This window comes from Agrococcus lahaulensis DSM 17612, assembly GCF_000425105.1.
GTDB lineage: Bacteria > Actinomycetota > Actinomycetes > Actinomycetales > Microbacteriaceae > Agrococcus > Agrococcus lahaulensis.
Genome location: NZ_AULD01000005.1, coordinates 1 through 26368, shown reverse-complemented (window position 1 = coordinate 26368; position 26368 = coordinate 1). Strand labels below are relative to the sequence as shown.

The 26368-nt window shown below is 72.9% G+C and carries 25 protein-coding genes and 1 tRNA gene; 20 read left to right on the top strand and 6 right to left on the bottom strand.

All coding sequences use genetic code 11. The annotated features are described in order from the left end of the window. Window positions 1–16 precede the first annotated feature (16 nt). From H508_RS0100445 to H508_RS0100430, 4 genes are all read left to right on the top strand, one after another. A complete protein-coding gene (locus H508_RS0100445; protein ID WP_026372607.1) occupies window positions 17–2254 on the top strand; it encodes a DNA polymerase III subunit gamma and tau in 2238 nt (745 codons plus the stop codon). 3 nt (window positions 2255–2257) lie between these two features. Continuing rightward, window positions 2258–2857, top strand: coding sequence for a recombination mediator RecR (gene recR / locus H508_RS0100440; RefSeq protein WP_021009819.1), 600 nt, complete (start codon window positions 2258–2260; stop codon window positions 2855–2857). Between the two features lie 67 nt (window positions 2858–2924). Beyond that, window positions 2925–4199, top strand: coding sequence for an aspartate kinase (locus H508_RS0100435; protein ID WP_021009820.1), 1275 nt, complete (start codon window positions 2925–2927; stop codon window positions 4197–4199). Then, on the top strand, window positions 4196–5272 hold the full coding sequence (locus H508_RS0100430; protein ID WP_051222420.1) for an aspartate-semialdehyde dehydrogenase: 1077 nt from the start codon (window positions 4196–4198) through the stop codon (window positions 5270–5272). Before H508_RS0100435 ends, H508_RS0100430 begins: the two co-directional genes overlap by 4 nt. A gap of 32 nt (window positions 5273–5304) precedes the next feature. Here H508_RS0100430 and H508_RS0100425 read toward each other — a convergent pair whose 3' ends face one another. After that, entirely contained in the window at window positions 5305–5673 is a 369-nt protein-coding gene (locus H508_RS0100425; protein WP_026372605.1) for a hypothetical protein, read from the bottom strand. A 103-nt stretch (window positions 5674–5776) separates the two neighbouring features. On the opposite strand from H508_RS0100425, the gene H508_RS0100420 reads away from it, so the two are divergent. Genes H508_RS0100420 through H508_RS0100410 form a run of 3 tightly spaced genes read left to right on the top strand, consistent with a single transcriptional unit; the run spans window position 5777 to window position 8539 of the window. After that, window positions 5777–7297, top strand: coding sequence for a malate:quinone oxidoreductase (locus tag H508_RS0100420; RefSeq protein WP_026372604.1), 1521 nt, complete (start codon window positions 5777–5779; stop codon window positions 7295–7297). Between the two features lie 10 nt (window positions 7298–7307). Then, window positions 7308–7928 carry a helix-turn-helix transcriptional regulator gene (locus tag H508_RS0100415; protein ID WP_051222417.1) on the top strand — a complete coding sequence of 207 codons (621 nt, stop codon included), beginning with the start codon at window positions 7308–7310 and terminating at the stop codon, window positions 7926–7928. Window positions 7929–7930: 2 nt separating this feature from the next. Further along, window positions 7931–8539 (top strand): thymidine kinase, encoded by a 609-nt coding sequence (locus tag H508_RS0100410; protein WP_026372602.1) that lies wholly within the window; start codon window positions 7931–7933, stop codon window positions 8537–8539. Between the two features lie 275 nt (window positions 8540–8814). On the opposite strand, the gene H508_RS0100405 is transcribed toward H508_RS0100410, so the two are convergent. From H508_RS0100405 to H508_RS13610, 3 genes are all read right to left on the bottom strand, one after another. Beyond that, window positions 8815–8888, bottom strand: a tRNA-Pro gene (locus H508_RS0100405). A 46-nt stretch (window positions 8889–8934) separates the two neighbouring features. Then, entirely contained in the window at window positions 8935–9837 is a 903-nt protein-coding gene (locus H508_RS0100400) for a metallophosphoesterase (RefSeq protein ID WP_245569400.1), read from the bottom strand. Between the two features lie 31 nt (window positions 9838–9868). Beyond that, window positions 9869–12424, bottom strand: coding sequence for a transglycosylase domain-containing protein (locus H508_RS13610; RefSeq protein ID WP_051222413.1), 2556 nt, complete (start codon window positions 12422–12424; stop codon window positions 9869–9871). 50 nt (window positions 12425–12474) lie between these two features. On the opposite strand from H508_RS13610, the gene sp36 reads away from it, so the two are divergent. Next, on the top strand, window positions 12475–12642 hold the full coding sequence (gene sp36, locus H508_RS17495; RefSeq protein ID WP_169514145.1) for a Sp36 family protein: 168 nt from the start codon (window positions 12475–12477) through the stop codon (window positions 12640–12642). Beyond that, the gene (locus H508_RS0100385) at window positions 12639–13097 is read left to right on the top strand and encodes a RidA family protein (RefSeq protein ID WP_026372600.1); all 459 of its coding nucleotides are present in this window, start codon (window positions 12639–12641) and stop codon (window positions 13095–13097) included. The genes sp36 and H508_RS0100385 overlap by 4 nt, the downstream gene beginning before the upstream one ends. Window positions 13098–13284: 187 nt before the next feature. Here the strand turns inward: H508_RS0100385 and acs are convergent, their stop codons facing one another. Next, window positions 13285–15228: an acetate--CoA ligase gene (gene acs, locus H508_RS0100380; RefSeq protein ID WP_026372599.1), complete on the bottom strand. Its 1944-nt coding sequence runs from the start codon at window positions 15226–15228 to the stop codon at window positions 13285–13287. A gap of 278 nt (window positions 15229–15506) precedes the next feature. Here acs and H508_RS0100375 point away from each other — a divergent pair, with 278 nt between their 5' ends. The 9 genes from H508_RS0100375 to H508_RS0100335 all read left to right on the top strand — a co-directional run bounded on the left by H508_RS0100375 (window position 15507) and on the right by H508_RS0100335 (window position 23094). Then, a complete protein-coding gene (locus H508_RS0100375) occupies window positions 15507–16511 on the top strand; it encodes a TadA family conjugal transfer-associated ATPase (protein WP_425393440.1) in 1005 nt (334 codons plus the stop codon). Beyond that, entirely contained in the window at window positions 16508–17341 is an 834-nt protein-coding gene (locus H508_RS13605; RefSeq protein WP_051222411.1) for a type II secretion system F family protein, read from the top strand. The genes H508_RS0100375 and H508_RS13605 overlap by 4 nt, the downstream gene beginning before the upstream one ends. 52 nt (window positions 17342–17393) lie before the next feature. Further along, entirely contained in the window at window positions 17394–17522 is a 129-nt protein-coding gene (locus H508_RS17895) for a hypothetical protein (RefSeq protein WP_281168359.1), read from the top strand. 97 nt (window positions 17523–17619) lie between these two features. After that, window positions 17620–17793 carry a DUF4244 domain-containing protein gene (locus H508_RS16970; protein WP_084154863.1) on the top strand — a complete coding sequence of 58 codons (174 nt, stop codon included), beginning with the start codon at window positions 17620–17622 and terminating at the stop codon, window positions 17791–17793. 28 nt (window positions 17794–17821) lie between these two features. Then, window positions 17822–18103: a hypothetical protein gene (locus H508_RS13600; protein ID WP_051222409.1), complete on the top strand. Its 282-nt coding sequence runs from the start codon at window positions 17822–17824 to the stop codon at window positions 18101–18103. 2 nt (window positions 18104–18105) lie between these two features. Next, window positions 18106–18486: an Rv3654c family TadE-like protein gene (locus H508_RS0100350; RefSeq protein ID WP_342663244.1), complete on the top strand. Its 381-nt coding sequence runs from the start codon at window positions 18106–18108 to the stop codon at window positions 18484–18486. Window positions 18487–18568: 82 nt separating this feature from the next. After that, a complete protein-coding gene (topA, locus tag H508_RS0100345; RefSeq protein ID WP_035253559.1) occupies window positions 18569–21286 on the top strand; it encodes a type I DNA topoisomerase in 2718 nt (905 codons plus the stop codon). Beyond that, window positions 21283–21915, top strand: coding sequence for a dTMP kinase (gene tmk, locus H508_RS0100340; RefSeq protein WP_026372595.1), 633 nt, complete (start codon window positions 21283–21285; stop codon window positions 21913–21915). Before topA ends, tmk begins: the two co-directional genes overlap by 4 nt. A gap of 18 nt (window positions 21916–21933) precedes the next feature. Continuing rightward, the gene (locus H508_RS0100335; RefSeq protein WP_026372594.1) at window positions 21934–23094 is read left to right on the top strand and encodes a DNA polymerase III subunit delta'; all 1161 of its coding nucleotides are present in this window, start codon (window positions 21934–21936) and stop codon (window positions 23092–23094) included. 22 nt (window positions 23095–23116) lie between these two features. Here the strand turns inward: H508_RS0100335 and H508_RS0100330 are convergent, their stop codons facing one another. Beyond that, window positions 23117–23506 carry a hypothetical protein gene (locus H508_RS0100330; protein WP_156905941.1) on the bottom strand — a complete coding sequence of 130 codons (390 nt, stop codon included), beginning with the start codon at window positions 23504–23506 and terminating at the stop codon, window positions 23117–23119. Window positions 23507–23711: 205 nt separating this feature from the next. Here H508_RS0100330 and H508_RS13595 point away from each other — a divergent pair, with 205 nt between their 5' ends. Together H508_RS13595 and H508_RS0100320 are read left to right on the top strand one after the other, a co-directional pair. Then, window positions 23712–25283 (top strand): alpha/beta hydrolase, encoded by a 1572-nt coding sequence (locus H508_RS13595; protein WP_035253556.1) that lies wholly within the window; start codon window positions 23712–23714, stop codon window positions 25281–25283. Window positions 25284–25432: 149 nt separating this feature from the next. Continuing rightward, window positions 25433–26368 (top strand): DUF222 domain-containing protein (locus tag H508_RS0100320; RefSeq protein ID WP_026372592.1); only part of this gene is annotated, 936 nt, incomplete at its 3' end.

Here is a 26368-nt window from a genome sequence, read left to right as displayed (position 1 = left end):
AAGTAGCCTGGATCCCATGGTCGCCGCCCTCTACCGCCGCTATCGGCCGGAGTCGTTCTCCGAGCTCATCGGGCAGGCGCACGTGACCGATCCGCTCCGCACCGCGCTGCGCGCGGACCGCGTCAACCACGCCTACCTCTTCTCGGGCCCGCGCGGCTGCGGCAAGACGACGAGCGCCCGCATCCTCGCGCGCTGCCTCAACTGCGCCGAGGGGCCGACCCCCGAGCCGTGCGGCAAGTGCGACTCGTGCATCGAGCTCGGCCGTGACGGCGGCGGCTCGCTCGACGTCGTCGAGATCGACGCGGCGAGCCACGGCGGCGTCGACGACGCCCGCGACCTGCGCGAGCGCGCGACCTTCGCCCCGAGCCGCGACCGCTACAAGGTCTTCATCATCGACGAGGCCCACATGGTGACCTCCGGCGGCTTCAACGCGCTGCTGAAGATCGTCGAGGAGCCGCCCGAGCACATCAAGTTCATCTTCGCGACGACCGAGCCCGAGAAGGTCATCGGCACGATCCGCTCGCGCACGCACCACTACCCGTTCCGCCTCATCGCGCCCGCGCCCATGCTCGAGTACGTGCAGCAGCTGTGCGCCGAGGAGGGCGTCGAGGCCGACCCCGGCGTGCTGCCGCTCGTCGTGCGCGCCGGCGGCGGCTCCGCGCGCGACACCCTCAGCCTGCTCGACCAGCTCATCGCCGGCTCCGACGGGCCCGTCACCTACGCGCACGCGGTCGCCCTGCTCGGCTTCACGCACGGCGAGCTGCTCGACGAGATCGTCGCGGCGCTCTCGGCGACGGATGCGGCGAGCCTGTTCGCGTCGATCGATCGCGTCGTGCAGTCGGGCCAGGACCCGCGCCGCTTCGTCGAGGACCTCCTCGAGCGGCTGCGCGACCTCATCGTCGCGCGCGCCGCGAAGGACCCGGCGGCGATCCTGCACGGCGTGCCGGCCGAGGAGCTCGAGACGCTCGTCGCCCAGGCGCGCGGCTTCGGCGGCGCCGAGCTCTCGCGCGCCGCCGACATCGTCGCGAAGTCGCTCACCGACATGGCAGGGGCGACGAGTCCGCGCCTCCACCTCGAGCTCATGGCGGCGCGGCTGCTCGTGCCCGAGTCGGGCGACCCCGAGGTCGGCACGATCGCGCGCGTCGAGCGCATCGAGCAGCGCCTCGACGGCGCGGTGCCCGCTCCGGCGGCGGCGGTCGCGCCCGCATCCGCGTCGGCTGCGGCCGCCCCCGCGCCCGCGGCCCGCACGGCGGACACGCCTGCGGCAGCTGCTGTCGCTCCCGCCGCTCCCGCTCCGGTGGAGCCGGCCCCCGCTCCAGTGAAGTCGGCTCCCGCTCCGCCGCAGTCGTCGGTGCCCGCCGCCCCGGCGCCCGCCGGCGGATCGGATGCGGACCCGATCCCGGCGAGCGGACCCCGGATCTCGGGTCCTGCTGCCGGAACGGGGTCCGCGAAGGCAGACAAGGCCGCAGCGTCGGCGACGCCGCCCGTAGCGGCACCGGCCGAGCCCATCACGTTCCAGCAGCTGCGCGACTCGTGGGACGAGGTGCTGCAGAAGCTCGCCGACCAGCAGCGCTCCGCGTGGATGGTCGCGACCGCGATCACCCCGAAGGAGCTGCGGCCGGGTGACGTCCTCGTGCTCGCGTTCCAGTCCGAGGCAGACATCCAGCACTTCCGCGAGTCGCAGCCCGGCAAGCCGAGCGTCGCCGACCTGCTCCGGGCGGCGATCAAGTCGCTGCTCGGCATCGAGGTGAAGTACATCGCCCGCGCGGAGGCCAGCCCGCGCGCCGCGAAGGAGCGGCCCGCCGACGCCGGCGACGACGTGCACCGAGGCGCGCCGCCCACCGCCCCGCCCGCGCGCGCTGCGGCGCCCGAGCGGGCCAGGGCATCCGCCCCCGCACCGACCGCGACGGCAGCCCCCGGCCCCGTGACCGGCTGGGCGGTCGCGGCGATCCCGAGCGATGCCGAGGCGCCGCCGGAGGACCTGCCCGAGCAGCCGCTGCCCGACGAGCCCGAGCCCGACCCGTTCTCGTTCGTGTCGGCACCCGAGGCCCCGGCGCCCGCGATGCCGGCGCCGGCCGCCGAGGAGCGGCCCGCGCCGACCGGCCCATCGCTCGCCGAGCTCGCCCGCTCGGCGCCCGCGCCCGAGCCGGCGCTCAGCGCATCGCAGGTCGCGCGCTACGGGGAGGCTGTGGTGCGGGAGGAGCTCGGAGCCGAGCTCATCGAGGAGCGCCCGCGGGTGCGAGGGGAGCGCTAGCGCGTGTACGACGGCATCGTCCAGGACCTCATCGACGAGCTCGGCCGGCTCCCGGGCGTCGGCCCGAAGTCGGCGCAGCGCATCGCGTTCCACATCATCCAGACCGAGTCGTTCGACGTTGACCGGCTCGCGACGATCCTGCAGACCGTGCGGCAGCGCGTGCGCTTCTGCGTCGTGTGCGGCAACATCGGCGAGGAGGAGCGGTGCGCGATCTGCCGCGACCCGCGCCGCGTGCCCACGACGATCTGCGTCGTCGAGGAGCCGAAGGACGTCGTCGCGATCGAGCGCACCCGCGAGTACCGCGGGCTCTACCACGTGCTCGGCGGCGCGCTGAACCCCATGCAGGGCGTGGGTCCCGACCAGCTGCGCGTCGCGTCGCTTATGACCCGGCTGCAGGACGCCTCGGTCGAGGAGGTCATCATCGCCACCGACCCCAATGTCGAGGGCGAGGCCACCGCGACCTACCTCATCCGCACGCTCCTGCCGCTCGGCGTGCGGGTGTCGCGGCTCGCGAGCGGGCTGCCGGTCGGCGGCGACCTCGAGTTCGCCGACGAGATGACGCTCGGCCGCGCCTTCGAGGGGCGCCGCACCGTCGAGCGCTGACGCCGAGGCCGTCAGGGCATGCCGCCGAAGCCTAGACTTGATCAGTCCGGGACGGGTAAGGAGCGGCGTGAGCCTCATCGTGCAGAAGTTCGGCGGGTCCAGCGTGGGCGACGCCGAGGGGATCAAGCGCGTCGCGAAGCGCATCGTCGAGTCGCGCAAGCGCGGCGACGACATCGTCGTGGTCGTCTCGGCGATGGGCGACACGACCGACGAGCTCCTCGACCTCGCGAACGCCGTCGTGCCGAACCTCCCGACCGGCGGCCGCGAGCTCGACATGCTGCTGACCGCGGGCGAGCGCATCTCGATGGCGCTGCTCGCGATGGCGATCAAGTCGCAGGGGGCGGAGGCCGTCTCGTTCACCGGCAGCCAGGCGGGCATGCTCACCGACGACCGCCACGGCTCCGCCCGCATCATCTCGGTCACGCCCGGCCGCGTGCGGCAGGCGCTCGACCGCGGCCAGATCGCGATCGTGCAGGGCTTCGCCGGCTTCAACAAGGTCACCGGCGACATCACGACCCTCGGCCGCGGCGGCTCCGACACGTCCGCCGTCGCGCTCGCCGCGGCGCTCGGCGCCGACGTGTGCGAGATCTACACCGATGTCGACGGGGTCTTCACCGCCGACCCCCGCGTCGTCCCGCGCGCCCGCCGCATTCCGCGCGTCACGAGCGAGGAGATGCTCGAGCTCGCCGCCGCGGGCGCGAAGGTGCTGCACATCCGCAGCGTCGAGTACGCGCGCCGCCACGGCGTCACCCTCCACGTGCGCTCGTCGTTCACGAACGACGAGGGCACCATCGTCTACGACTCGAAGAGAGCTGGTTCCACCATGGAAGAGCCGATGATCGTCGGGGTCGCCCACGACCTCTCCGAGGCGAAGGTCACGGTCGTCGGCGTGCCCGACGTGCCGGGCACCGCCGCACGCATCTTCACGATCGTCGCCGAGACCGGCGCGAACGTCGACATGATCGTGCAGAACGTCTCCGAGGCGGCGACCGGCCGCACCGACATCTCCTTCACGCTCCCCAAGGCCGAGGCAGGCCCCGCGATGGCGGCGCTCGAGGCCGAGCGGGCCGAGGTCGGCTTCGAGTCGATCCAGCACGACGATCAGATCGGCAAGCTCGCCCTCGTCGGGGCGGGGATGCGCACCAACACCGGCGTCTCGGCGCGACTGTTCCGCGCCCTCTCGGAGGCGGGCATCAACATCGAGATGATCTCCACCTCCGAGATCCGCATCTCGGTCGTGACGCGCGCCGACCAGGTGGTCGACGCCGTGCGCGTCGTGCACTCGGCGTTCGAGCTCGACGCCGACCAGGACGCGGTCGTGCACGCTGGGACGGGCCGATGATCCGCCGGCTGGCCGACGAGCCCGGCGAGGCTCGCCCCATCCGCCTCGGGGTGGTCGGCGCGACCGGCCAGGTCGGCGGCGTCGTGCTGCGGCTGCTCGAGCAGGGCTCGCTCGAGCTCGCCGAGCTGCGGCTGTTCGCCTCCGCGCGCTCCGCCGGCTCGACGATCGAGTTCCGCGGGCAGTCGATCACCGTCGAGGACGCGGATGCGGCCGACCCGTCGGGCCTCGACGTCGCGATCTTCTCGGCGGGTGGCAGCACCTCGAAGCGGCTCGCACCCCGGTTCGCCGAAGCGGGCGTCATCGTCGTCGACAACTCGTCGGCGTGGCGGATGGACCCCGAGGTGCCGCTCGTCGTCTCGGAGGTCAACCCGCACGCGATCGCCGGCGCGGTCAAGGGCATCATCGCCAACCCCAACTGCACGACCATGGCGGCGATGCCGGTACTCAAGCCGCTCGACCGCGAGGCCGGCCTCGTGCGACTCGTCGTGGCGACCTACCAGGCGGTCTCGGGCTCCGGCCTCGCGGGCGTCGACGAGCTGCGCGGCCAGCTCGAGCGAGCGGCGTCGCAGGCGCCCGAGCGGCTCACGCACGACGGCGGCGCCGTCGACCTCGGTGAGCCGGGCGTCTACCGCGAGCCGATCGCCCACAACGTGCTGCCCTTCGCGGGCAACCTCGTCGACGACGGCTCCGCCGAGACCGACGAGGAGCAGAAGCTGCGCAACGAGTCGCGGAAGATCCTCGAGCGGCCCGAGCTGCGCGTCGCCGGCACGTGCGTGCGCGTGCCCGTCTTCACGGGCCACTCGCTCGCGATCCACGCGGAGTTCGAGCGCGACCTGTCACCCGAGCAGGCCGCGGCGCTGCTCGAGGGCGCACCCGGCGTCGAGCTCGTCGAGATCCCGACCCCGCTGCGGGCCGCCGGCGCCGACGCCTCGCTCGTGGGACGCATCCGCGCCGACCAGTCGGCCGAGCCCGGCAAGGGCCTTGTGCTGTTCGTCGCGAACGACAACCTGCGCAAGGGCGCCGCGCTCAACGCGGTGCAGCTCGCCGGGCTCGTCGCGCGGCTGCTCGACTGACGGGGCGCGGGCCGGAGCCCGCGCCCCGCTCGTCAGAGCGGGTTCTGCGGGCCGTCGACCGGCTCGTCGCCGGACTCGCCGTCGGCCTGCGGCCCGCCCGCGTGCGGGTCGGTCGACACGTCGACCCACTCGCTCGCGAAGTCGCCGCCGCCGCCCGAGTGCGACGCGGCGTCCGCCGTGCTCCCGTGCGCCGGCTCGTCGCGGGCGGGCTCGGTGTGTGCGGAGCCGAAGTCGGCGCCGTCGCCGCCCTTCGCGCCCGTGACGCGGTGCCGCGCCTCCGCCGCCTTCTCGCCGAGCGCGCGGCCCGCGCCCTGCGTCGACTCGCCCAGCTGCGATGCCGTGCCCTTGACCCACTCGGCCGCCTCGCCGAGCCGCCCCTTCGCCTCATCCAGGATCCCCATGTCGGGCCCCTCTCGTCGTCGGATGGCTCAGGCTAGACCCAGGATGCTGGACGCCAGCACGGCGTGGGGCGTGCTTCATGGGCGAACGTCCTAGAATCTCGGTGTGACCAAGACCATCGACGTCGCCCTCATCGGCGGAGGCATCATGAGCGCCACGCTCGGTGCCCTCCTCCACCGCCTCGAGCCCTCCTGGAGGATCGAGGTGTTCGAGCGGCTGCCCAAGGTCGGCATGGAGTCCTCCGACCCGTGGAACAACGCCGGTACCGGTCACGCCGCGCTCTGCGAGCTCAACTACATGCCCGAGGGCCCCGACGGCTCGATGACCGCCGCGAAGGCGATCGACATCAACGAGCAGTTCCAGCTCTCCCGCCAGCTGTGGGCATCGTTCGTCGAGGACGGCACGCTGCCCGACCCCAAGGGCTTCATCTCGCCCACGCCGCACATGACCTTCGTGTGGGGCGACGCGAACGTCGACTACCTGCGCCGCCGCTGGGAGCTGCTGAAGGACGAGCCGCTCTTCCGCGGCATCGAGTACTCCGAGGACCCGGAGGTCATCCGGGAGTGGGCGCCCACGCTCATCCCCGGCCGGAAGAAGTCGCAGCGCATCGCCGCGACGCGCTCGACCGACGGCACCGACGTCGACTTCGGCGCGCTCACGCGGATGCTGTTCGCGGGACTCGTCGCGGACGGCGCGAAGGTCTACACCGACACGACCGTCACGGGGCTCAAGCGCCGCTCCGACGGGCTGTGGCGCCTCAAGCTGCGCCACGAGGTGGGGCAGAACAGCACCGAGATCCACGCGCGCTTCGTCTTCGTCGGCGGAGGCGGCGGTGCGCTCAAGCTGCTGCAGAAGTCGCGCATCCCGGAGGCGAAGGGCTTCGCGGGCTTCCCGATCACCGGCGCGTTCCTGCGCACCGACAACCCCGAGGTCGTCGCGCGCCACAACGCGAAGGTCTACGGCAAGGCGAGCGTCGGCGCTCCGCCGATGTCGGTGCCGCACCTCGACACCCGCGTCGTCGACGGCGAGGCGAGCCTGCTGTTCGGCCCCTACGCCGGCTGGAGCCCGAAGTACCTCAAGACCGGCTCCTACACCGACATGTTCGAGACCATCAAGGGCCACAACCTCTACCCGATGGTGCGCGCCGGTCTCGCGAACCTCGACCTCGTCGGCTACCTCATGGGCGAGGTGTTCGCGAGCCGCTCGCAGCGCCTCGAGGCGCTGCGCGAGTTCATGCCCAACGCGAAGGATGAGGACTGGCGCCTCATCACGGCCGGCCAGCGGGTGCAGGTCATGAAGAAGGACCCGGAGAAGGGCGGCGTGCTGCAGTTCGGCACCGAGGTCGTCACGGGCGCCGAGGGCACGATCGCCGGCCTCCTCGGCGCCTCGCCGGGCGCCTCCACCGCCGTGCACATCATGCTGACGATCTTCGAGCGCTGCTTCCCCGAGCGCCTGCCCGAGTGGCGCCCCAAGATCCAGCAGCTCATCCCGAGCTACGGGACCAAGCTCAACGACGACCCCGAGGCCGCGCGCGAGGCGCTCGAGCGCACCGCGCGCGTGCTGCGGCTCGTCGACACGCCGAGCTCCGAGCTCGAGGCCGCCGGCGCATCCAACGCCGTCGCCTGACAGGACCACCATGACCAGCACCGTCGCGCCTCCCCAGCGGCGCAAGGTCAGCGTCGTCGCCCCGCCGACGACCGCTGCGGCGCTGCGCGCCGCGATCGCGGCCGAACCCCGGCTCGAGCTCGTCGCCACCGCCGAGCGCTTCGTCGACCTCGTGCGCGCGAAGGAGTTCCCCGGCGACGTCGTGCTCCTGGTCGAGCCCGCCGGTGCCCCCGTGCTCGCCCACGCGCGCACGGCGATCACCGCCGGGGCCGCCGTCGTCGTCCACGGCGAGGCGGACCCGGCGCTCCGCGAGTCGCTCGAGGCCGCCGGCGCTGTCGTGCTGGGGGAGGACCCGTCCCCTGCCGAGGCCGTGCGCTCGTGCGCCGAGCTCGACCGCACGAGCCGCAGGCGCCGCCCGCGCGCCGTCGACCCGGCCGATCGCCGTCCGCGCCTCTCGCACAGCGAGCGCCGCGCGCTCGCGCACTACGTGCAGGGCCACTCGACCGTGCAGGTCGCGGCGGAGATGGGCGTCGGCTACGAGACGGCGAAGACGTTCCTCCGCCGGGTGCGCGCGAAGTACGCCGCGATGGACCGCCCTGCGGGCAAGCGCGCCGAGCTCATCTCGCGCGCCGAAGAGGACGGCATCCTGTAGGGGTGGCGAAGCTCTACTTCCGGTACGGGGCGATGAACTCCGGCAAGTCCACCGGCCTGCTGCAGGCCGCGTTCAACTACGAGGAGCGCGGCCAGCGCGTGCTGCTCGCGAAGCCCGCGACTGACACGAAGGGCGCGCGCGAGATCGTCTCGCGGCTCGGCGTCACGCGCGAGGTCGACTTCCTCGTCGCCCACGACGAGTCGGTGATGGATGCGTTCGACGCCGCGGCGGCGCAGGACGACGCCCGCGTCGCGTGCCTGCTCGTCGACGAGGCGCAGTTCTTCCGACCGGAGCAGGTCGACGAGCTGCTCCGCATCGCCGTCGAGCGCGGCGTGCCGGTGCTCGCCTACGGCATCCGCACCGACTTCCTCACGCGCGCGTTCCCCGGCTCGGCGCGGCTGCTCGAGCTCGCGCACTCGCTCGAGGAGCTGAAGACCATCTGCCGCTGCGGCCGCAAGGCGCTGTTCAACGGCCGCAAGGTGGGGGAGCGGTTCGTCTTCGACGGCGACCAGGTCGCGATCGACGGCGAGACGGTCACGTACGAGTCGCTGTGCGCCTCGTGCTACCTCGAGGAGTCGGGCGGGCGGCTCGGGGCTGCTGCCGCTCGTTGAGCGGCGGTCCAGCCTCACCCGCTCGTCGAGTAGCCGCCGGAGGCGGCGTATCGAGACGTCGTCGCGGCGACAGCGAGTCCGTGGTCGGGTTCGGCGGAGCGGTGCTCCGCCGGGAGGGATGTCACGGGTGACAGCGGAATCCGCGCGGCTCGCGACCGCTCCGCGGTCGCTCAAACCGGCGAATTCCGTATGAACCTGCGGTTCAAATCCCGTCACGACAGCCCGATAGACGACGAGAGGGCCCCTGCCTTCGGCAGGAGCCCTCTCGTCGTCTGTCGGGGTGACAGGATTTGAACCTGCGACCTCGTCGTCCCGAACGACGCGCGCTACCAAGCTGCGCCACACCCCGGTGCTGTCCGCCTCGAGCCTAGGCTCGCGCGTGCAACCGCACCAGTCTACCCGACGTCGCGGGGCACGAGCGACATCACGACCGCCTCCGGGGGAGTGCCGAGCCGGAACGGCGCGAAGATCGACGATCCGATGCCCTGCGAGACGCCGAGCGGCACCGAGCGACCCTCGTGGCTCCACGTGGTGAGTCCCGACGCCTGCGCGCGCGGGATGTCGCAGTTCGTGACGATCGCGTGCCCGCCCGGCACCCGCACCTGGCCGCCGTGCGTGTGCCCCGCGAGGATCGCATCCGCCCCGAGGTCGACGAAGGCGTCGAGGATGCGTCGGTACGGCGCGTGCGCGATGCCGAGCGTCGTGCGCGGCAGGTCGCCGAGCGCCTTCCGCATGCGCGAGATGGCCGCCTCGGTCTCGTCGAGCCGATCCCACGAGCGGTGCGGGTCGGCGACGCCGAAGGCGGCGATCGTCGTGCCCTTGACCTCGATCGCGCGCGCGGCGTTGTTGACGTCGAGCCAGCCGAGGCCCTCGTAGGCGCGCTCGAGCGCCGCGAGGTCGAGCCGCTCGGGGCCGCTGCCCGCGGGCTCCTTCGACGGCCCGGCGAAGTAGCGCAGCGGGTTCTTCAGCTGAGGCCCGAAGACGTCGTTCGAGCCGTGCACGAAGAAGCCGGGCACGCCCTCGAAGACGCGCAGCGCATCCGCGAGCACCGGCACGGCCGCGCTGTGGCCGAGGCTGTCGCCCGTGTTGACGATCAGGTCGGGCTCGACCGAGACGAGTCCCTCGAGCCACTCGAGCTTCGCGCGCTGCCACGGCGCGAGGTGGATGTCGGCGAGGTGCAGGAGCGTCAGCGGGCGGGCGCCCGCCGGCAGGATCCGCAGCTGCTCATGGCGGATGCGGAACGCCCGCGGCTCGATCGCGGTCGCGTAGGCGCCCACGGCGGCGCCGGCGGCGAGCACGCCGCCGACGACCGCGCCGAGGGCCCGCGGACTAGCAGCCAGGATCGCCCCCGGAGGCGTTCGTGCCGACGACGAGCGAGATGGGATCGGTGGGCTCGCCCGGGCTCCCGGCGAGCGGGTTCTGCGCGAGCACGGTGCACAGGTTGCCCTCGCCGTGGTCCTGCCACGTGACCTGCACGAGCGCGGGATCGAAGCCCGCGTCCGCGAGCGTGGCCCTCGCGTCTGCGAGCGGCTGCGCGACCACGTCGGGCCACGTCTGCGCGCCCTCGTCAGGCGCTTGCGACGGATCCGCCGCGGGGGCGCCGCTCGAGGGGTAGATGATGATCGGCGTCGTGGTGGTCACGAGCGCGCCGGCGCCCGGCGCCGTGTACTCGACCGTGCCCTCGGCCTGCGTGCCCGCGACCGGGTCGGCGACCTGCACGGTGAAGCCCGCGGCCTCGAGTGCCGCTTGCGCGTCGGCGACCGGCTGGCCGCTCACATCCGGCAGCTCGCCCGCGTTGCCGCGCAGCGTGTCGGCGTCGGGGGTGAGGAACTGCCCGCCGGGGTAGCGCGCGATCGCCTCGGTCATCGCGGCGCGGAAGATCGTCGAGCGCACGTTCCATCGCGGCTCGAGCGAGTAGTTGCCGACGATGTTGCCCACCCAGACGGCCGTCGCGACGGTCGGGCTCGAGCCGTTCACCCATGTCTGCACGACGCCGTTCGTCGTGCCGGTCTTCGAGATGACCGGCGTCGAGCCAGGGGGATTGTTGATCGGGTTGCGCTCGGTGACGGTCGTCAGCACCGACTGCATGACCGACGCGACCTCCGGCGAGATCGCCTCCTGGCACTCCTGGCCGGGAGGCTGCACCTCGGATCCGTCGCGCGCGACGATGCGGTCGATCGCGATCGGCTTGCAGTAGATGCCGCCGTTGGCGATCGTCGCGAACGCCGACGCCATGCCCATCGGCGTGACGGTCGAGCCCGAGCCGATCACGGCCGGCGCGAAGATCTGCCAGTCGCCGTTCGCGGGGAACGTGCCCATCCGCTCCGCGGTGTCGTGGATGTCGCAGAGGTCGAGCTCGCTCGCCATGCGCACGACGCCCGTGTTGACCGAGTTGACCATGATCTCGGTCGGGGTCATCCGCGAGTACTCGTTGCCCTCGTTGTTCTGCGGGTCCCACGGCTCGGAGACGAGCCCGGTGCACTCGGCGCGGAACGACCCGCGCGGCCACTCCTCGCGGGTGGCGTCGAGCTGCTGGTTGACGGAGTGCCCGTCGATGATCCACTGCGCGAGCGTGAAGATCTTGAACCCGGAGCCGGGCTGGAAGCCGCTGGACCGACCGTGCTCGAAGTCGGCGTTGAAGTTCACCGCGGTGCCGGTGGGCGCGGGGTCGGTGCGGTTGTCGTAGTCCTTGTTCTGCACCATCGTGAGGATGCGGCCGGTGCCGACCTCGAGCTGCGTGACGGCGGCGCCCGACTGCCAGCGCGTCTCGTCGTTCGGCACCTGCGCGTCGACGGTGGCCTGCACGGCGTCGTTGAGGTCGAGGTCGATCGACGTGTAGATCTGGTAGCCGCCCTGCGCGAGCGCCCGGGCGTTGTCCTCGGGCGTCGCGCCGAGGATGTGGTTGCCGTCGATCGTGTCGATCGCGAGCACGCGCTGCACGTAGTCGCAGAAGAACCTGGCGGAGTCGTAGCCCGCGATGCAGCCGTTGTTCGGCGGCTGGATGTTGACGAAGTTCTCGTCCACCGGGATGGCGAGCGCGGCGTCACGCTCCTCGGCCGTGATGAAGCCCTCGCTCGCCATGTTGCGGATGATGAAGTCGCGCCGCTCCTGGTTGCGCGCGAAGTTGTCGGCGTTGAAGAGGTTGCGGATCGACGGGTTCTGCACCGTCGCGATCAGCGCCGCCGACTCGGCGACCGAGAGCTCCGCCGCGGGCTTGCCGAAGATGCGCTGCGCGCCCGACTCGATGCCGTAGACGTTGCCGCCGAAGTTCGCGATGTTGAGGTAGGCGAGCAGGATCTCGTTCTTCGTGTAGCGCTGCTCGAGGCTGATCGCGAGCCGCATCTCGGCGAGCTTGCGCTGGTACGACTCGGTGTACTGCTGGTCGCATACCGCCTGTGCGGCCTCGTCGTCCGAGAGGCACGCGTCGATCGCGATCTGCTGGCGCACGAGCTGCATCGTGAGCGTGGAGGCGCCCGACTCGCCGCCGAAGCCGAGCTGCGAGAGGCCGGCGCGCACGACCGAGGGGGCGTCGACGCCGCTGTGCGAGTAGTAGCGGCGGTCCTCGCCGGCGACGAGCGCGTCGACCGCGGTGCGCGGCACCTGCTGCCACTGCAGCACCTGGCGGTCCTGGCTGTAGAACTGCGCGATCTCGACCGGCTGCCCGTCGCGGAGCCCGTAGATGCGGTTGCGCTCGGCCTGCTGCGTGATCTGCGAGTACGTCGGCAGGCTCTCGAAGATGTCGAGGCCGCTGTTGGCGGTGCTCGACGCGACCGCCAGGGCAGGGGTCAGCGTCGCCGAGACGAGGATGCCGGCGATCGCGCTGAACCCGATGAGACCCAGGAGGGAGCCGAGCAGGCTTCCTGGCTTGTGACGTGAAGCGGCCATAGCATACGAGGGTACGGCACCGACCTATGAGAGCTGAGGGCTGCAGAACGATGGCGACCACGACCTGGGAGTACGCGACGACGCCGCTGCTCATCCACCGCGAGACGGCGATCCTCAACACGTGGGGGGCCGACGGATGGGAGCTCGTGCACGTCGCGAACGGCCCCGAGGGCGGGCTCGTCGCGTTCCTGAAGCGCCCGGTCGAGGCCGGCGCGTGAGCGTCGCGCAGCGGCTCGAGGAGCTCGGGTTCGAGCTGCCCGCGGTCGTCCCGCCGGTCGCCTCGTACGTGCCCGCGGTGTCGGCGAACGGCTTCGTCTACACCTCGGGCCAGCTGCCGATGGTCGACGGGCAGCTGCCCCGCACCGGCAAGGTCGGCGCCGAGGTCTCGGCGGACGAAGCGATGCTCGACGCGAAGCAGAGCGCGCTCAACGCGCTCGCTGCGATCGCCGCCGAGATCGGCTCGCTCGACCGCATCACGCGCATCGTGAAGGTCGTCGGCTTCGTCGCGTCGGCGGATGGGTTCCACGGCCAGCCGGGCGTCGTCAACGGCGCGAGCAACGTGCTCGGGGAGATCTTCGGCGATGCCGGCAAGCACGCGCGGAGTGCCGTCGGCGTCGCGGAGCTGCCGCTCGGCGCGCCCGTCGAGGTCGAGGTCATCGCGGCCTTCGCCTGACCTGCCTGCCGATCGTCGAGTAGGCCCGCAGGGCCGTATCGAGACGGGGCGACCGGTCTCGATATGCGCCTGCGGCGCTACTCGACCAGCGCAGCGATCCGATCGTCGAGTAGGCCCGCAGCGCCGTATCGAGACGGGGCGACCGGTCTCGATACGCGCCTACGGCGCTACTCGACCGACGGGGCGACTACCGCAGCTGCGAGCGGATCGCCTCCACGACGCCCTGGTCGGCGAGCGTCGTCGTGTCGCCGAGGTCGCGGCCCTCGGCGAGGTCGCGCAGCAGCCGCCGCATGATCTTGCCCGAGCGGGTCTTCGGCAGGTCGGGCACGATGAAGACCTGCCGCGGCCGCGCGATCGCGCCGATGTCGCTCGCGACGTGCTGGCGCAGGATCTGCTCCGCCTCCTCGATGGAGTGCTCGCGCGACGCGGACTGCTTCAGGATCACGAACGCCACGACCGCCTGGCCCGTGGTCGCATCCGACGCCCCCACCACCGCCGCCTCGGCGACGCCGTCGTGCGCGACGAGCGACGACTCGATCTCGGCGGTCGAGAGCCGGTGTCCCGAGACGTTCATGACGTCGTCGACGCGGCCGAGCAGCCAGATCTCGCCGTCCTCGTCCTTGCGGGCGCCGTCGCCGGCGAAGTACTTGTCGCCGAACTTCTCCCAGTACGTCTCGCGGTAGCGCTCGTCGTCGCCGTGGATCGTGCGCAGCATCGACGGCCACGGGCTCGTCACGACGAGCAGCCCGCCCTCGCCGTCGCCGACCGAGGCGCCCGACTCGTCGAGCACGTCGATCTCGATGCCCGGGATCGGCACCTGGGCGCTGCCGGGCTTGAGCGTCGTCACGGCGGCGAGCGCCGAGATCATGATCGCGCCCGTCTCGGTCTGCCACCACGTGTCGACGACCGGGGTCGTGCCGCCGCCGACCACGTCGCGGTACCACATCCACGCCTCGGGGTTGATGGGCTCGCCCACCGTGCCGAGCACGCGCAGGCTCGAGAGGTCGCTCGACTGCGTGTGCTGGCGCCCGAGCTTCATGAACGTGCGGATGGCCGTGGGCGCCGTGTAGAAGATCGTCACGCCGTAGCGCTCGATGATCTGCCAGGGGCGCTCGGGCGTCGGGGTGTCGAACGTGCCCTCGTGCATGACCTGCGTCGTGCCGTTCGCCATCGGGCCGTAGACGACGTAGCTGTGGCCCGTCACCCAGCCGATGTCGGCCGTGCACCAGTAGACGTCGGTCTCGGGCTTGAGGTCGAAGACGTGCCGGTGGGTGAACGAGGTCTGGGTCAGGTAGCCGGCGCTCGTGTGCAGGATGCCCTTCGGCTTCCCGGTCGTGCCCGAGGTGTAGAGGATGAAGAGCGGGTGCTCGGCGGGGAACGCCTCCGCCTCGTGCTCGGCCGACGCATCCGCCATCGCGTCGTGATACCAGACGTCGCGGCCCTCCACCCAGTCGATCTCGTTCTCGCCGCGCTTGACGACGAGCACGTTCGTGACGCCGTGGCCCGGCTCGCGGAGCGCCTCGTCGACGGTCGGCTTGAGCGGGAAGACCTTGCCCTTGCGCCACGCGCCATCGGTCGTGATGACGAGCGTCGCGCCCGCGTCGTCGATGCGGCTGCGGAGGTTGGAGGGGCTGAAGCCTCCGAAGACGGCGGTGTGCACGGCGCCGATGCGGGCGCACGCGAGCATCGCGGCGACGGCCTCGGGCAGCATCGGCAGGTAGATCGCGACGCGGTCGCCCGCCTTGACGCCGAGCGACGTCAGCACGTTCGCGAGCCGCTTCACCTCGGCGGTCATCTCGGCGTACGTGATGGTGCGGCGGTCGCCCGGCTCGCCCTCCCAGTGCAGCGCGACGCGGTCGCCGTTGCCTGCCTCCACGTGGCGGTCGAGGCAGTTGACCGCGACGTTGAGGGTGCCGTCGTGGAACCAGCGCGCGTGCGGCGGCTGCCAGTCGAGCACCTCGGTGAACGGCGCCTCCCACTGCAGCTCGCGCGCCTGCTCCGCCCAGAACCCGAGGCGATCCTCGGCCGCGCGCTCGTAGAGCTCCGCGGTGGTCGCCGACGCGCTCGCGAGCGCCTCCGGCGGCGCGAATCGGCGGGTCTCGGTGAGCAGGTGATCGATGCGGTCCGACACTGGCGTTTCTCCTGACTTCTTCGTCCGCGGTCGAGTCTATGCACGCGTCGATGCGCTCGCCGCCGTGTTGCTCCCGGCCCTGCATCGTCGCGTGCCTAGCATGGGCGTCGTCGGCCCTGCCGACGCGAGCAGGTGACCGACGGATCCCCCATTCGTCTCCCTGCGGCGGCGTCCTCCTCCCCCGGTGGACGCCGCCTTGCTCGTGGTGCGGCATGCATTCTCCCCAAGCGGATGGGTCGGCCCGGCGGGGTCGTCGGCGCGCGGCTACCGTGCGGCGCGTGCAGGCTCGATCGCAGGGCGTCCCCTTCGTCGCCGGCGCCGAGCGCGCGGCGGACGCGGGTCCCGCGCGCACGAGCGCGGGCGGCGCGCCGCTGCGGGAGTTCGCCGAGCTCGCGCCGCTCGTGGCGGAGGCGGCCGTGACGGATGTGTTCGTCACCGGCGGGCAGGTGTGGGTCGATCGCGGCGCGGGCGCCGAGCCGGCGTCGCTGCGGCTCGCACCCGAGCGGGCGCGCGCGCTCGCCGTCGCGCTCGTCGCCGCGGGCGGCCGGCACGTCGACGAGGCCACGCCGTGCGTCGACGTGCGGCTCCACGACGGCATCCGCGTGCACGCGGTGCTGCCGCCGATCGCGGTGGCCGGCGCGCAGCTCTCGATCCGACTGCCGCGGGTGCAGCCGCTCTCGCTCGACGAGCTCGACGCGAGCGGCTGCTTCGCGACCGTGCCGCTCGACCGGGTGCGCCAGCTCGTCGAGCGGCGCGCGAACGTGCTCGTCACCGGTGCGGCGGGCTCGGGCAAGACGACGCTGCTCGGCGCGATGCTCTCGCGCGCCGCGCCCGTCGAGCGCATCGTGACGATCGAGGACGTCGCCGAGCTGCGCATCCGCCACCCGCACGTCGTCGCGCTCGAGGCGCGGCAGGCGAACGCCGAGGGTGCCGGCGCGATCGGGCTCGAGCAGCTCGTGCGCGAGGCGCTGCGCATGCGGCCCGACCGGCTCGTACTGGGGGAGTGCCGCGGCGCGGAGGTGCGCGAGCTGCTCTCGGCGCTCAACACGGGCCACGACGGCGGCGCCGGCACGCTGCACGCCAACTCGCTCGACGACGTGCCCGCGAGGCTGGAGGCGCTCGGCGCGCTCGCTGGCCTCTCGCCGCCGGCGCTCGCGCGGCAGGCGGTGAGCGCGCTCGATGCCGTGCTGCACGTCGAGCGCGACGCGCGCGGACGGCGGCGCGTCGCCGCGATCGGCGAGCTCGCCCTCGACGGCGAGCGGCTCGCGGTGCGCCGCCGATGAGCGGAGAGGCGAGCGGCCTCGACGAGACGGCGGCGGCAGTGCACCGGCTCGCGGCGCTCGTCGCCGGCGGGCTGCCGCTCGCCCGGGCGTGGAAGGTGCTCGGCACGGATGCGGCTGCGCTCGACGCGCGAGCCGGCGGGCTCGTGCGCGCGGTACTCGCGGTCGCCGGCGAGGCGGGCGCCCCGATGGCGCCGACGCTCGAGCGCCTCGCCGGGCTGCTGCGGGAGCAGGCGGCGCAGCGCCGGGCGCTCGAGTCGGCACTCGCCGGACCGCGAGCGACCGCGCGGCTCGTCATGCTGCTCCCGGTCGTCGGGCTCGGCTTCGGCCTCGCGCTCGGGCTCGACGTACTGGGCTCGGCGACGGGCGGCGGGATCGGCTCGTGGTCGGTCGCCGCGGGCGCCGTGCTCATGGCGGGCGCGTGGGGCTGGTCGCGCGCGATCGTGCGCCGCGCAGCGCGCGGTGATCCGGCGCCGGGGCTCGCCCTCGACCTCGTCGCTGTGGCGCTCGCGGGCGGCGGCGCGGCCGACCACGCCCGGGCGAGCGCCGCTCGCGCGCTGCGGGACGCGCGCATCGAGGCGAGCGGCTGGGACGAGGTCGACGCCTCGCTCGCGCTCGCCGAGCGCGCCGGGGTGCCGGTGCGGGGACTGCTCCTCGCCGAGGCGGCCGCCGCGCGCACGCGCGCCCGGCTCGACGGCGAGACCCGGGCCCAGCGGGCGGCCGTGCAGCTCGCGCTGCCGCTCGGCGCGTGCGTGCTGCCCGCGTTCACGCTGCTCGTCATCGTGCCGCTCGTCGTCTCGATGCTCGACGGCGCGCTCGCGCCGCTCGTGTGATTGCGCGCGGGATCGCTGCCCGCCCGAGCACCGCGTCTGCTAGGTTCCGGTCGTGCGCAACGCCTGGAACGCCGTCGTCAACTGGATAGCCGCGCTCTTCGCGAGCTCAGCCGGCGCTCCGCACCCCATCGTCTCGACCGACGACACCGGTTCGGCGGACGAGCGCTCGCTCCGGGGCTGAGCGCTCCCGCGCGGTCCTCTCCACAGGGTTGCCCGGCCGCCGCTCGCGCTTGCGGGCCCATGCCGCACCCTTGGCCTCCTGAGGGAAGGAGGAGAGCATGCGGATGCTCGAGAGGCTCGTGCACGAGGAGGACGGCGCGGCGACCGCCGAGTACGTCATCGCGACGATGGCGGCGGTCGGGTTCGCGGGACTGCTGGTGGTGATCCTGCGCTCCGACGAGGTGCGCGCGGTGCTGACCGACATGGTCCAGCGTGCGCTCACCGTGCAGTAGCGCACGTCCGCGCGGCGAGCTCGGTGCGGTGACGGCCGAGCTCGCCGCGGCGCTCCCGGCGGCGGTGCTCGCCATCGGGCTCTCGGTCGCGGCGGTCGCGGCGGCTGCCGAGCAAGTCGGGCTCGAGCAGTCGGCCGGTGCCGCGGCCCGGGCGGCGGGGCGCGGCGACGATCCGGCGGCCTACGCCGACGGGGCGCTGCTGCGGCTCGAGGGGCAGGGCGAGCTCGTCTGCGCGGTGCTCGAGCGGCCGGCGCTCGGGGGAGCCGTGAGGCTCGTGGCGCGGAGCTGCGCGCACGGGGGTGGGCGGTAGTCGTGGGGCGTCGATGGTCTCGATACGGGCCCTCGGCCCTACTCGACCAGCGGGTGGGGGAGCGCGGGGCAGGCGCCGTGCTCGCGCTCGCGGTCGCGATGGCGGCGCTGCTGCTCGCGATGCTCATCGTCGGCGCGGGTGCCGCGGCCATCGCCCAGGCGCGGGCGGCGGCGGCGGCCGACGCCGGGGCGCTCGCGGCGGCCGATGCGCGCTCCGGCTACGCCGACGGCGCGCCGTGCGGGCTCGCGCACGCGGTCGTGGCAGCGAGCGGCGCTCGCCTCGAACGCTGCTCGCTGCGCGGTCTCGAGGCCAGCGTGACGGCTGTCGTCCCGGTCGGGCCGTGGGAGGCATCCGCCACCGCCCGTGCGGGACCGCCGCCGTGAGAGCACAATGACACCGTGTGTATTGTGGCGACTTGGTCCGGTCGGGCCGAGCACCCCTACCTATAGAGCAGTGAGCGTGAGCATGGGCAAGAAGCTCGTCATCGTCGAGTCCCCGGCGAAGGGAAAGACGATCGAGCGGTACCTCGGCGATGGGTACCAGGTGCTGGCCTCGGTCGGCCACATCCGCGATCTCGTGAGCCCTCGCGACCTGCCCGCCGACCTCAAGAAGGGCGCCTTCGGCAAGTTCGCCGTCGACGTCGACAACGGCTTCGCCCCCTACTACGTCGTGAGCGACGAGAAGAAGAAGACCGTCTCCGAGCTCAAGAAGGCGCTCAAGGACGCCGAGGAGCTCATCCTCGCCACGGATGAGGACCGCGAGGGCGAGGCGATCGCGTGGCACCTGCTCGAGGTGCTCAAGCCCAAGGTGCCGGTCAAGCGGATGGTGTTCCACGAGATCACCAAGGAGGCGATCGAGCAGGCCAAGGAGCAGATGCGCGAGCTCAACATGCCGCTCGTCGACGCGCAGGAGACCCGGCGCATCCTCGACCGGCTCTACGGCTACGAGGTGAGCCCCGTGCTGTGGCGCAAGGTGCGACAGGGCCTCTCGGCCGGTCGCGTGCAGTCGCCGACCGCGCGCCTCATCGTCGACCGCGAGCGGGAGCGCATGGCGTTCGTGCCGGCCGCCTACTGGAGCCTCGCGGCGCAGTTCGAGGCCCCTCAGTCGACGACACAGGGATCGCGCTTCGGCGCTCGCCTCGTGCGGCTCGACGGCGCGCGCGTGGCGACCGGCAGCGACTTCGACGACCGCGGTCAGATCAAGGGCGTCCGCACGATCCTCGACGCCGAGGGCGCCGAGGCGCTCGCGAAGGAGCTCGAGCAGGCCGCCTTCCGGGTCGCGAGCGTCGAGTCGAAGCCCTACCGCCGGCGCCCGTCGGCACCCTTCACGACCTCGACGCTGCAGCAGGAGGCCGGTCGCAAGCTCAAGCTCTCGGCGAAGCAGACCATGTCGGTCGCGCAGTCGCTCTACGAGCAGGGCTACATCACCTACATGCGCACCGACTCGCCCTCGCTCTCGGCGCAGGCGATCAAGGCGGCGCGCGACCAGGCGACCGCGCTCTACGGCTCGGGGTCGGTCCCGCAGGCGGCGCGCCACTACGCGGGCAAGTCGAAGTCGGCGCAGGAGGCGCACGAGGCGATCCGTCCCTCGGGCGACGCCTTCCGCACCCCGGCCGAGGTCAAGGCATCCCTCACCCCGAACGAGCACCGCCTCTATGAGCTCATCTGGAAGCGCACCGTCGCGAGCCAGATGATCGACGCGACAGGTCAGACCGCCACGATCACGATCGCGTCGGAGAAGACGAGCCGCGGCGTCGCCGAGTTCACCGCATCCGGCACCGTCATCACCGAGCCCGGCTTCCTGCAGGCGTACGAGGAGGGGAAGGACGCGTCGCGCTACGCCGACGACGCCGAGTCGGACGCGAACCTGCCCGACGTCAAGCAGTCCGACCCCGTCTCGCTCGCCGAGCTCGAGCGCAAGGACCACGTCACGACGCCCCCGCCCCGGTACACCGAGGCGAGCCTCGTGAAGGCGCTCGAGGAGCTCGAGATCGGCCGCCCGTCGACCTACGCCTCGATCATCGACACCATCGTGCGGCGCGGCTTCGTGACGCAGCGCGGCGGCGCGCTCGTGCCGAACTGGATCGCGTTCTCGACCATCAAGCTGCTCGAGGACAACCTCGGCGACTACGTCGACTACGACTTCACCGCCGAGATGCTCGCCGACCTCGACCGCATCGCCGACGGCGACCTCGACCGGCAGGAGTGGCTGCGCCGCTTCTACTTCGGCAGCGACGAGCGCCCGGGCCTCAAGAGCACCGTCGAGAACCTCGGCGACATCGACGCGCGCGCGGTCAACTCGATCCCGGTCGCCGAGGGCGTGACGCTGCGCGTCGGCCAGTACGGCCCCTACCTCGAGGGTCAGGGACCCGACGGCGAGGTCAAGCGCGCCAACATCCCCGAGGACCTCACGCCCGACCAGCTCACGCCCGAGAAGGCGGCGGAGCTCTTCGCCGCCGAGCCGGCGGAGGACCGCGTGCTCGGGCAGCACCCCGAGACGGGGCTCGACGTCGTCGTCAAGAACGGCCGCTTCGGGCCGTACATCGAGGAGGCGCTGCCGGTCGAGCTCGACGACGAGGGCAAGCCCGTCGCGCCCAAGAAGGGCAAGGCGGCGCCGAAGCCGCGTCGCGCGTCGCTCTTCAAGTCGATGGAGCCCGAGTCGGTCGACCTGCAGACCGCGCTCAAGCTGCTGTCGCTGCCGCGCGTCGTCGGCGTCGACCCCGAGTCGGGCGAGGAGATCACCGCCCGCCCGGGTCGCTACGGGCCGTTCCTCTCGAAGGGCACCGACACCCGCTCGCTCGACGACGAGGACCAGATCTTCTCGATCACGCTCGAGCAGGCGCTCGAGCGCTTCGCGCAGCCGAAGTACGGCGCGCGGAAGGCCGCGAGCGCGCTCAAGGAGTTCGACGCCGACCCCGTCTCGGGCAAGCCCGTGAAGGTGCGCGACGGCCGCTTCGGGCCGTACGTCACCGACGGCGAGACGAACGCGACGATCCCGCGCGGCGAGGACGTCGAGGGCATCACCTTCGAGCGTGCGATCGAGCTGCTCCAGATCAAGCGCGAGAAGGGGCCGGCGAAGAAGCCCGCGCGGAAGGCCGCGGCCAAGAAGCCGGCCGCGAAGAAGCCGGCCGCGAAGAAGCCGCCCGCGAAGAAGCCCGCGGCGAAGAAGCCCACCGACTCGTGACCGGCGCGTTCATCACGCTCGAGGGCGGCGACGGCTCCGGCAAGTCGACGCAGGCGGGGATGCTCGTGGCCGCGCTCGAGGCGGAGGGCCGGTCGGTCGTGCGCACGCGCGAGCCCGGCGGCACCGAGCTCGGCGTCGAGATCCGCCGGCTCGTGCAGCACACCGACGGCCACGTCGCCCCGCGCGCGGAGGCGCTGCTCTACGCCGCCGATCGCGCGCAGCACGTCGCGACGCTCGTGCGCCCCGCGCTCGAGCGCGGCGACGTCGTGGTGCAGGACCGCTACCTCGACTCCTCCGTCGCCTACCAGGGCGCGGGGCGCGAGCTCGACGGGCAGCAGATCCGCGACCTGTCGCTGTGGGCCGTCGACGGGCTGCTGCCGCACCTGACGATCCTGCTCGACCTCGATCCCGCCGACGGGCGCGAGCGGATGGCCGCGCGCGAGCACGCGCCCTTCGACCGGCTCGAGGAGACGGGGCTCGACTTCGCGCTGCGCGTGCGCGCCGCCTACCTCGCCCTCGCCGAGGCCGAGCCCGCGCGCTTCGCCGTCGTCGACGCATCCGGCACCCCCGATGCCGTGCACGAGCGCGTCATGTCGCACGTGCGTGCCATGCTCGCTGCCGGGCGCTGAGCGGAGCACGGGGGAGCGATGGGCGGCTGGAGCGAGATCGTCGGCCAGGCCGACGCGGTCGCGCAGCTGCGCCGCGCCGCCGCGGCTGACGCGGAGGGCGACGAGCACGGCGCGATGACGCACGCGTGGCTGCTCACCGGCCCGCCCGGCTCCGGCCGGTCGAACCTCGCGTACGCGTTCGCCGCGGCGCTCCTCTCCGGCCCGGACGGCATCGAGCCGGAGGTCGAGACGCTCGTCGAGGCGCGCACGCACCCCGACCTCGTCACGCTCTCGACCGAGGGCGTGCTCATCACGATCGCGCAAGCGAGGGCGGTCGTGCAGCGCGCATCCCTCGCGCCCTCGACCGCCCGCTACCGGGTGGTCGTGGTCGAGGATGCCGACCGGATGGCCGAGCGCACGTCGAACGCGCTGCTGAAGGCGCTCGAGGAGCCGCCGCCCGAGACGGTGTGGATCCTCTGCGCACCGAGCGAGGCCGACCTGCTGCCGACGATCCGCTCGCGCGTGCGCACGGTCAACCTGCAGGTGCCCGACCCGGTCGAGGTCGCGCGGCTGCTCGTCGAGCGCGACCGCGTCGACCCGGGCGTCGCCGAGCGCGCCGCGCGCGAGGCGCAGAGCCACATCGGCATGGCCCGCCGGCTCGCGACGAGCGAGGAGGCGCGCGCCCGGCGTGCCGAGACGCTGCAGATCGCGATGCGCGTCTCGACCGCCTCGTCGGCGGTGCTCGCCGCCGCGCGCTACGTCGAGATCGCGACCGCCGACGCCGACGCCCTCTCGGCCGAGCGCGACGAGGCCGAGCGAGCGCAAGCGCTCCGCCAGCTCGGCGTCGAGCCGGGCGGCACCGTGCCACCGCAGCTGCGACGGCAGCTCAAGGAGCTGGAGGACGCGCAGAAGCAGCGCGCGAAGCGCGGCATGCGCGACGGCGTCGACCGCATCCTCGTCGACCTGCTCTCGCTCTACCGCGACATCCTCATCACCCAGCTCGGCGTCGGCCGCGAGCTCGTGAACGAGGCGATGCGGCCGACCGTGCAGGCGGCGGCCGACTACCTCGCGCGCGCGTCGGTCATCGACGTGCTCGACCAGATCCGCGTCGCGCGCGAGCGGATCGAGGCGAACGTGCCGCCGCTGCTCGCGCTCGAGGCGATGCTCGTGAGCGCCGCGCGCGCTGCGCAGCGCCGCTGAGCGAGACGCGACCGCGCGTCCCTCAGCGCAGGTCGATGGTCAGCAGCATGTCGTCCTCAACACCGCGCAGAAGGCGTTCGTCGACATCGGTCAGCTGCACGCCGCGCGAGCGACGCGGCGCCACGGTGAGCTCCGACGGGCTCCAAGCGCGCAGCACGGAGATCCGGCGGAGCTCGGCCGCTGATCCCGGCAGAGCGTGGAGCCAGTCGAGGAGGGCCGCGGCCGGCGTCTCGCCTTCCACCTGCTCGCGGCCACGGAGCCCGACGACGCCGTCGCAGTCGCACATGCGGCGCGTCAGCGTGAACGTCTCCGCATCCGCGCCGACGCGCTTGGATGCGACGGTGAACGGTGTCGGCTGCGGCTCGACCCCGAGGCGCTCGAGCGTCATGGCGCGGAACGCGTCGTCGAGCATCTCGGCGCGGAGCGCCCAGATCACGGTCGCGCACATCGTTGGTCCTTCCGAGCCGGTAGCGACCCTCGGAATCGCCTCGGCAGCGGAGCCGGCTCCGCGGTCATCGAGACGATCGTACGCCAGCCTCGAGCCTTCCACGCGACTCGGCCGCGCGCCGCAGCACCGCTGATGCGGCTCGCATAGCCGCGCCGCATACCGTAGGAGCATGCATCGCTCCCGCGGCCCGGCCGCCCTCGCCGTCGCGGCCGTCGCGCTCCTCGCGCTCACCGGCTGCCTCGTCCTGCCGGCCCCGCCCGCGGCTGCGCCGCCGACCGGCCCGAGCAGCGTCGCGGCGCCGCAGTGGACGCCGACCGGCGAGGACGTCGCGCCCGGTCTCGAGCAGTACTACGGGCAGGACGTCGACTGGTCCTCGTGCGGCGGCAGCTGGTGCGGCACGATCTCGGCCCCGATGGACTGGTTCGGCTCCGTCGACGGCAACATCGAGCTCTCGGTCGTCGTCGCCCCCGCGACCGGTGAGCGCGAGGGCGCGATCCTCTACAACCCCGGCGGCCCCGGCGCATCCGGTGTCGACTACGTCTCGCAGTACGCCGACTTCCTGCTCCCGCCGCAGGTGCGGGAGCACTACGACCTCGTCGGCTTCGACCCCCGCGGGGTCGGCGGATCGACGCCCATCTCCTGCTACGACGACCCGCAGGAGTTCTACGACTGGATGTGGGGGCTCCCCGAGGGCCCCGCGCCGGAGCCGCTGAGCGACGAGGACCTGCAGCAGCAGCTCGAGTCGGCGCAGTGGTTCGCCGATGCGTGCCTCGAGCACACCGGTCCCTACCTCGAGTTCGTCGGCACCGAGCAGGTCGCGAGCGACATGGACCTCATGCGGGCGCTGCTCGGTGAGGAGCGGCTCAACTACCTCGGCGTCTCCTACGGCACCCTCATCGGCTCGACCTACGCCGACCTCTTCCCCGAGAACGTCGGGCGCATGGTGCTCGACGCGGCCGTCGCCCCCGACCGCTCCGAGTTCGAGGGCACGCTCTTCCAGGCGGCGGGGTTCGAGCTCGCCTACGGGAACTTCGTCGCCGACTGCCTGCAGCAGCGCGACTGCCCCTTCACGGGGTCGCAGGAGGAGGCGCTCGAGCAGACGCGCGCGCTCATCGATGCCCTCGACGCCGACCCGATCGAGGTGGTCGACGGGCGGCAGCTCGGCTCCGGCGCGTTCTTCATCGCGATCGCCGCGAACCTCTACAGCGACCTGCAGTGGCAGGTGCTGCGCGGCGTGATCGCCGACGTGATGGCGGGCAGCGGCGAGAGCGCGTATGCCGAGGCGGATGCGTACTACGGCGTGCGCCCGGACGGCACGTTCGAGGACAACTCCTACGAGGCGCTCGTCTCGGTCAACTGCCTCGACGCGCCGGCGGTGATGGACTTCGAGCAGGTGCGCGCGAACGGCGAGGAGATCCTCGCCGTCGCGCCGACGCTCGGGCCGGGCTTCGTCGGGCTCAGCAGCTGCGCCGCGTGGCCGTTCGAGGCGACGCGTGAGCCGCACGCGATCACCGCGCCCGGCGCCGACCCGATCATCGTGATCGGCGGCCGCAACGACCCGGCGACGCCGTACGAGCAGGCCGTGGCGCTCGCCGACATGCTCGAGTCGGGTGTGCTCGTCTCGGTCGACGCCGAGGGGCACGGGCAGTACTACGCGCCGATGCCGAACGCGTGCGTCGACGAGCCGGTGAACGAGTACTTCCTGACCGGGGTCGCGCCGACCGCCGATCTCGACTGCTGAGCGCGCGCTCCGCGGTCGACAGTGACGGGCGCTGCCCCTTCGCAGCTCGTGCGGCGGGGCATGTGGGCGGTCACCCCTAGTCTTCGCGCAAGCGAGGTCGCGAGTGGATGTGGGTGGCCCCATCTACTCTCCTCGCAAGGGAGGCAGCGATGTCGAGCACCGAGCAGGCCAGAGCGGCGGTCGAGGCCGCTCGCGCGCTGCTCGCGGATGCTCCGTCCTTACCCTCCGCGCCGCGCGATGTCGTCATCGAGGTGCTCGGGAGGGTCGCCGAGCTCTCACGCATCGTCGACGCGCTGCAGGTGCGGCTCGCGCATGAGGTCGAGGAGCGCTCGCAGGGCCCGGTCGACGAGCCGCTGTGCCTGCTGCTGGGTGCTCGGCATCCGAAGGAGGCGCTCGGGCGGGCGTTCGGCATGCGCCCGGGCCGCGCGCTCGACCTGCAGCTGATGGCGCGGGCGACCTCCCCGTCAATCGGGCTCACCGGCGCCACTATTCCGGCGAAGTACCCCGCGGTCGCGGGCGCGCTCGCCGAGGGCGAGATCTCGTTCGCGCAGGCGCAGGCGATCGTCACGGGCCTGGAGCCTGCGGCGCCGCGCGCGGACGTCGAGCAGCTCGCCGCCGCGGAGCAGTCGCTCGTCGGCCACGCGACCGACCCGAACATGCCGAGGCCGCCGGAGCAGCTGACGGTGCTCGCGCGCCGCTGCGTGGCGCTGCTGGATCCGGACGGGGTGCTGCCGAACGATGAGCGGCAGCGGGCGATGCGGTACTTGCGCATCCGGCAGCAGCCCGACGGGTCGTGGCTGACGACCATGCGCTCGCCGGCCGAGGAGGGTTCGAAGCTCAAGGCGATGGCGGATGCGTGGGGCGGCCCTCGCGTGAAGGTCGCCTTCCACGACGACAAGTGCGCCAGCGGCGGCTGCGACGGCAAGGCCTGCGACGGCGAGGCCTCGCTCGACGACCGCACGCCCGAGCAGAAGATGCACGACGCGTTCATCGCCATGGTCACCGCGCACGCCGGCTCCGGCGACGCGCCGGTCGCCGGCGGCGAGCCGCCCGTGCTCACCTTCGTCGGCACCATCGACGCGTAC

Bases quoted from the DNA above. Each gene is read 5' to 3' on its own strand.
- H508_RS13610 (WP_051222413.1), bottom strand. From the start codon at position 12,424: ATGGCCGCTTCACGTCACAAGCCAGGAAGCCTGCTCGGCTCCCTCCTG.
- H508_RS13595 (WP_035253556.1), top strand. From the start codon at position 23,712: ATGCATCGCTCCCGCGGCCCGGCCGCCCTCGCCGTCGCGGCCGTCGCG.
- H508_RS0100430 (WP_051222420.1), top strand. From the start codon at position 4,196: ATGATCCGCCGGCTGGCCGACGAGCCCGGCGAGGCTCGCCCCATCCGC.
- H508_RS0100415 (WP_051222417.1), top strand. From the start codon at position 7,308: ATGACCAGCACCGTCGCGCCTCCCCAGCGGCGCAAGGTCAGCGTCGTC.
- H508_RS13605 (WP_051222411.1), top strand. From the start codon at position 16,508: ATGAGCGGAGAGGCGAGCGGCCTCGACGAGACGGCGGCGGCAGTGCAC.
- H508_RS0100425 (WP_026372605.1), bottom strand. From the start codon at position 5,673: ATGGGGATCCTGGATGAGGCGAAGGGGCGGCTCGGCGAGGCGGCCGAG.
- H508_RS0100445 (WP_026372607.1), top strand. From the start codon at position 17: ATGGTCGCCGCCCTCTACCGCCGCTATCGGCCGGAGTCGTTCTCCGAG.
- H508_RS0100335 (WP_026372594.1), top strand. From the start codon at position 21,934: ATGGGCGGCTGGAGCGAGATCGTCGGCCAGGCCGACGCGGTCGCGCAG.
- sp36 (WP_169514145.1), top strand. From the start codon at position 12,475: ATGGCGACCACGACCTGGGAGTACGCGACGACGCCGCTGCTCATCCAC.
- H508_RS16970 (WP_084154863.1), top strand. From the start codon at position 17,620: ATGCGGATGCTCGAGAGGCTCGTGCACGAGGAGGACGGCGCGGCGACC.
- topA (WP_035253559.1), top strand. From the start codon at position 18,569: ATGGGCAAGAAGCTCGTCATCGTCGAGTCCCCGGCGAAGGGAAAGACG.
- H508_RS0100330 (WP_156905941.1), bottom strand. From the start codon at position 23,506: ATGCTCGACGACGCGTTCCGCGCCATGACGCTCGAGCGCCTCGGGGTC.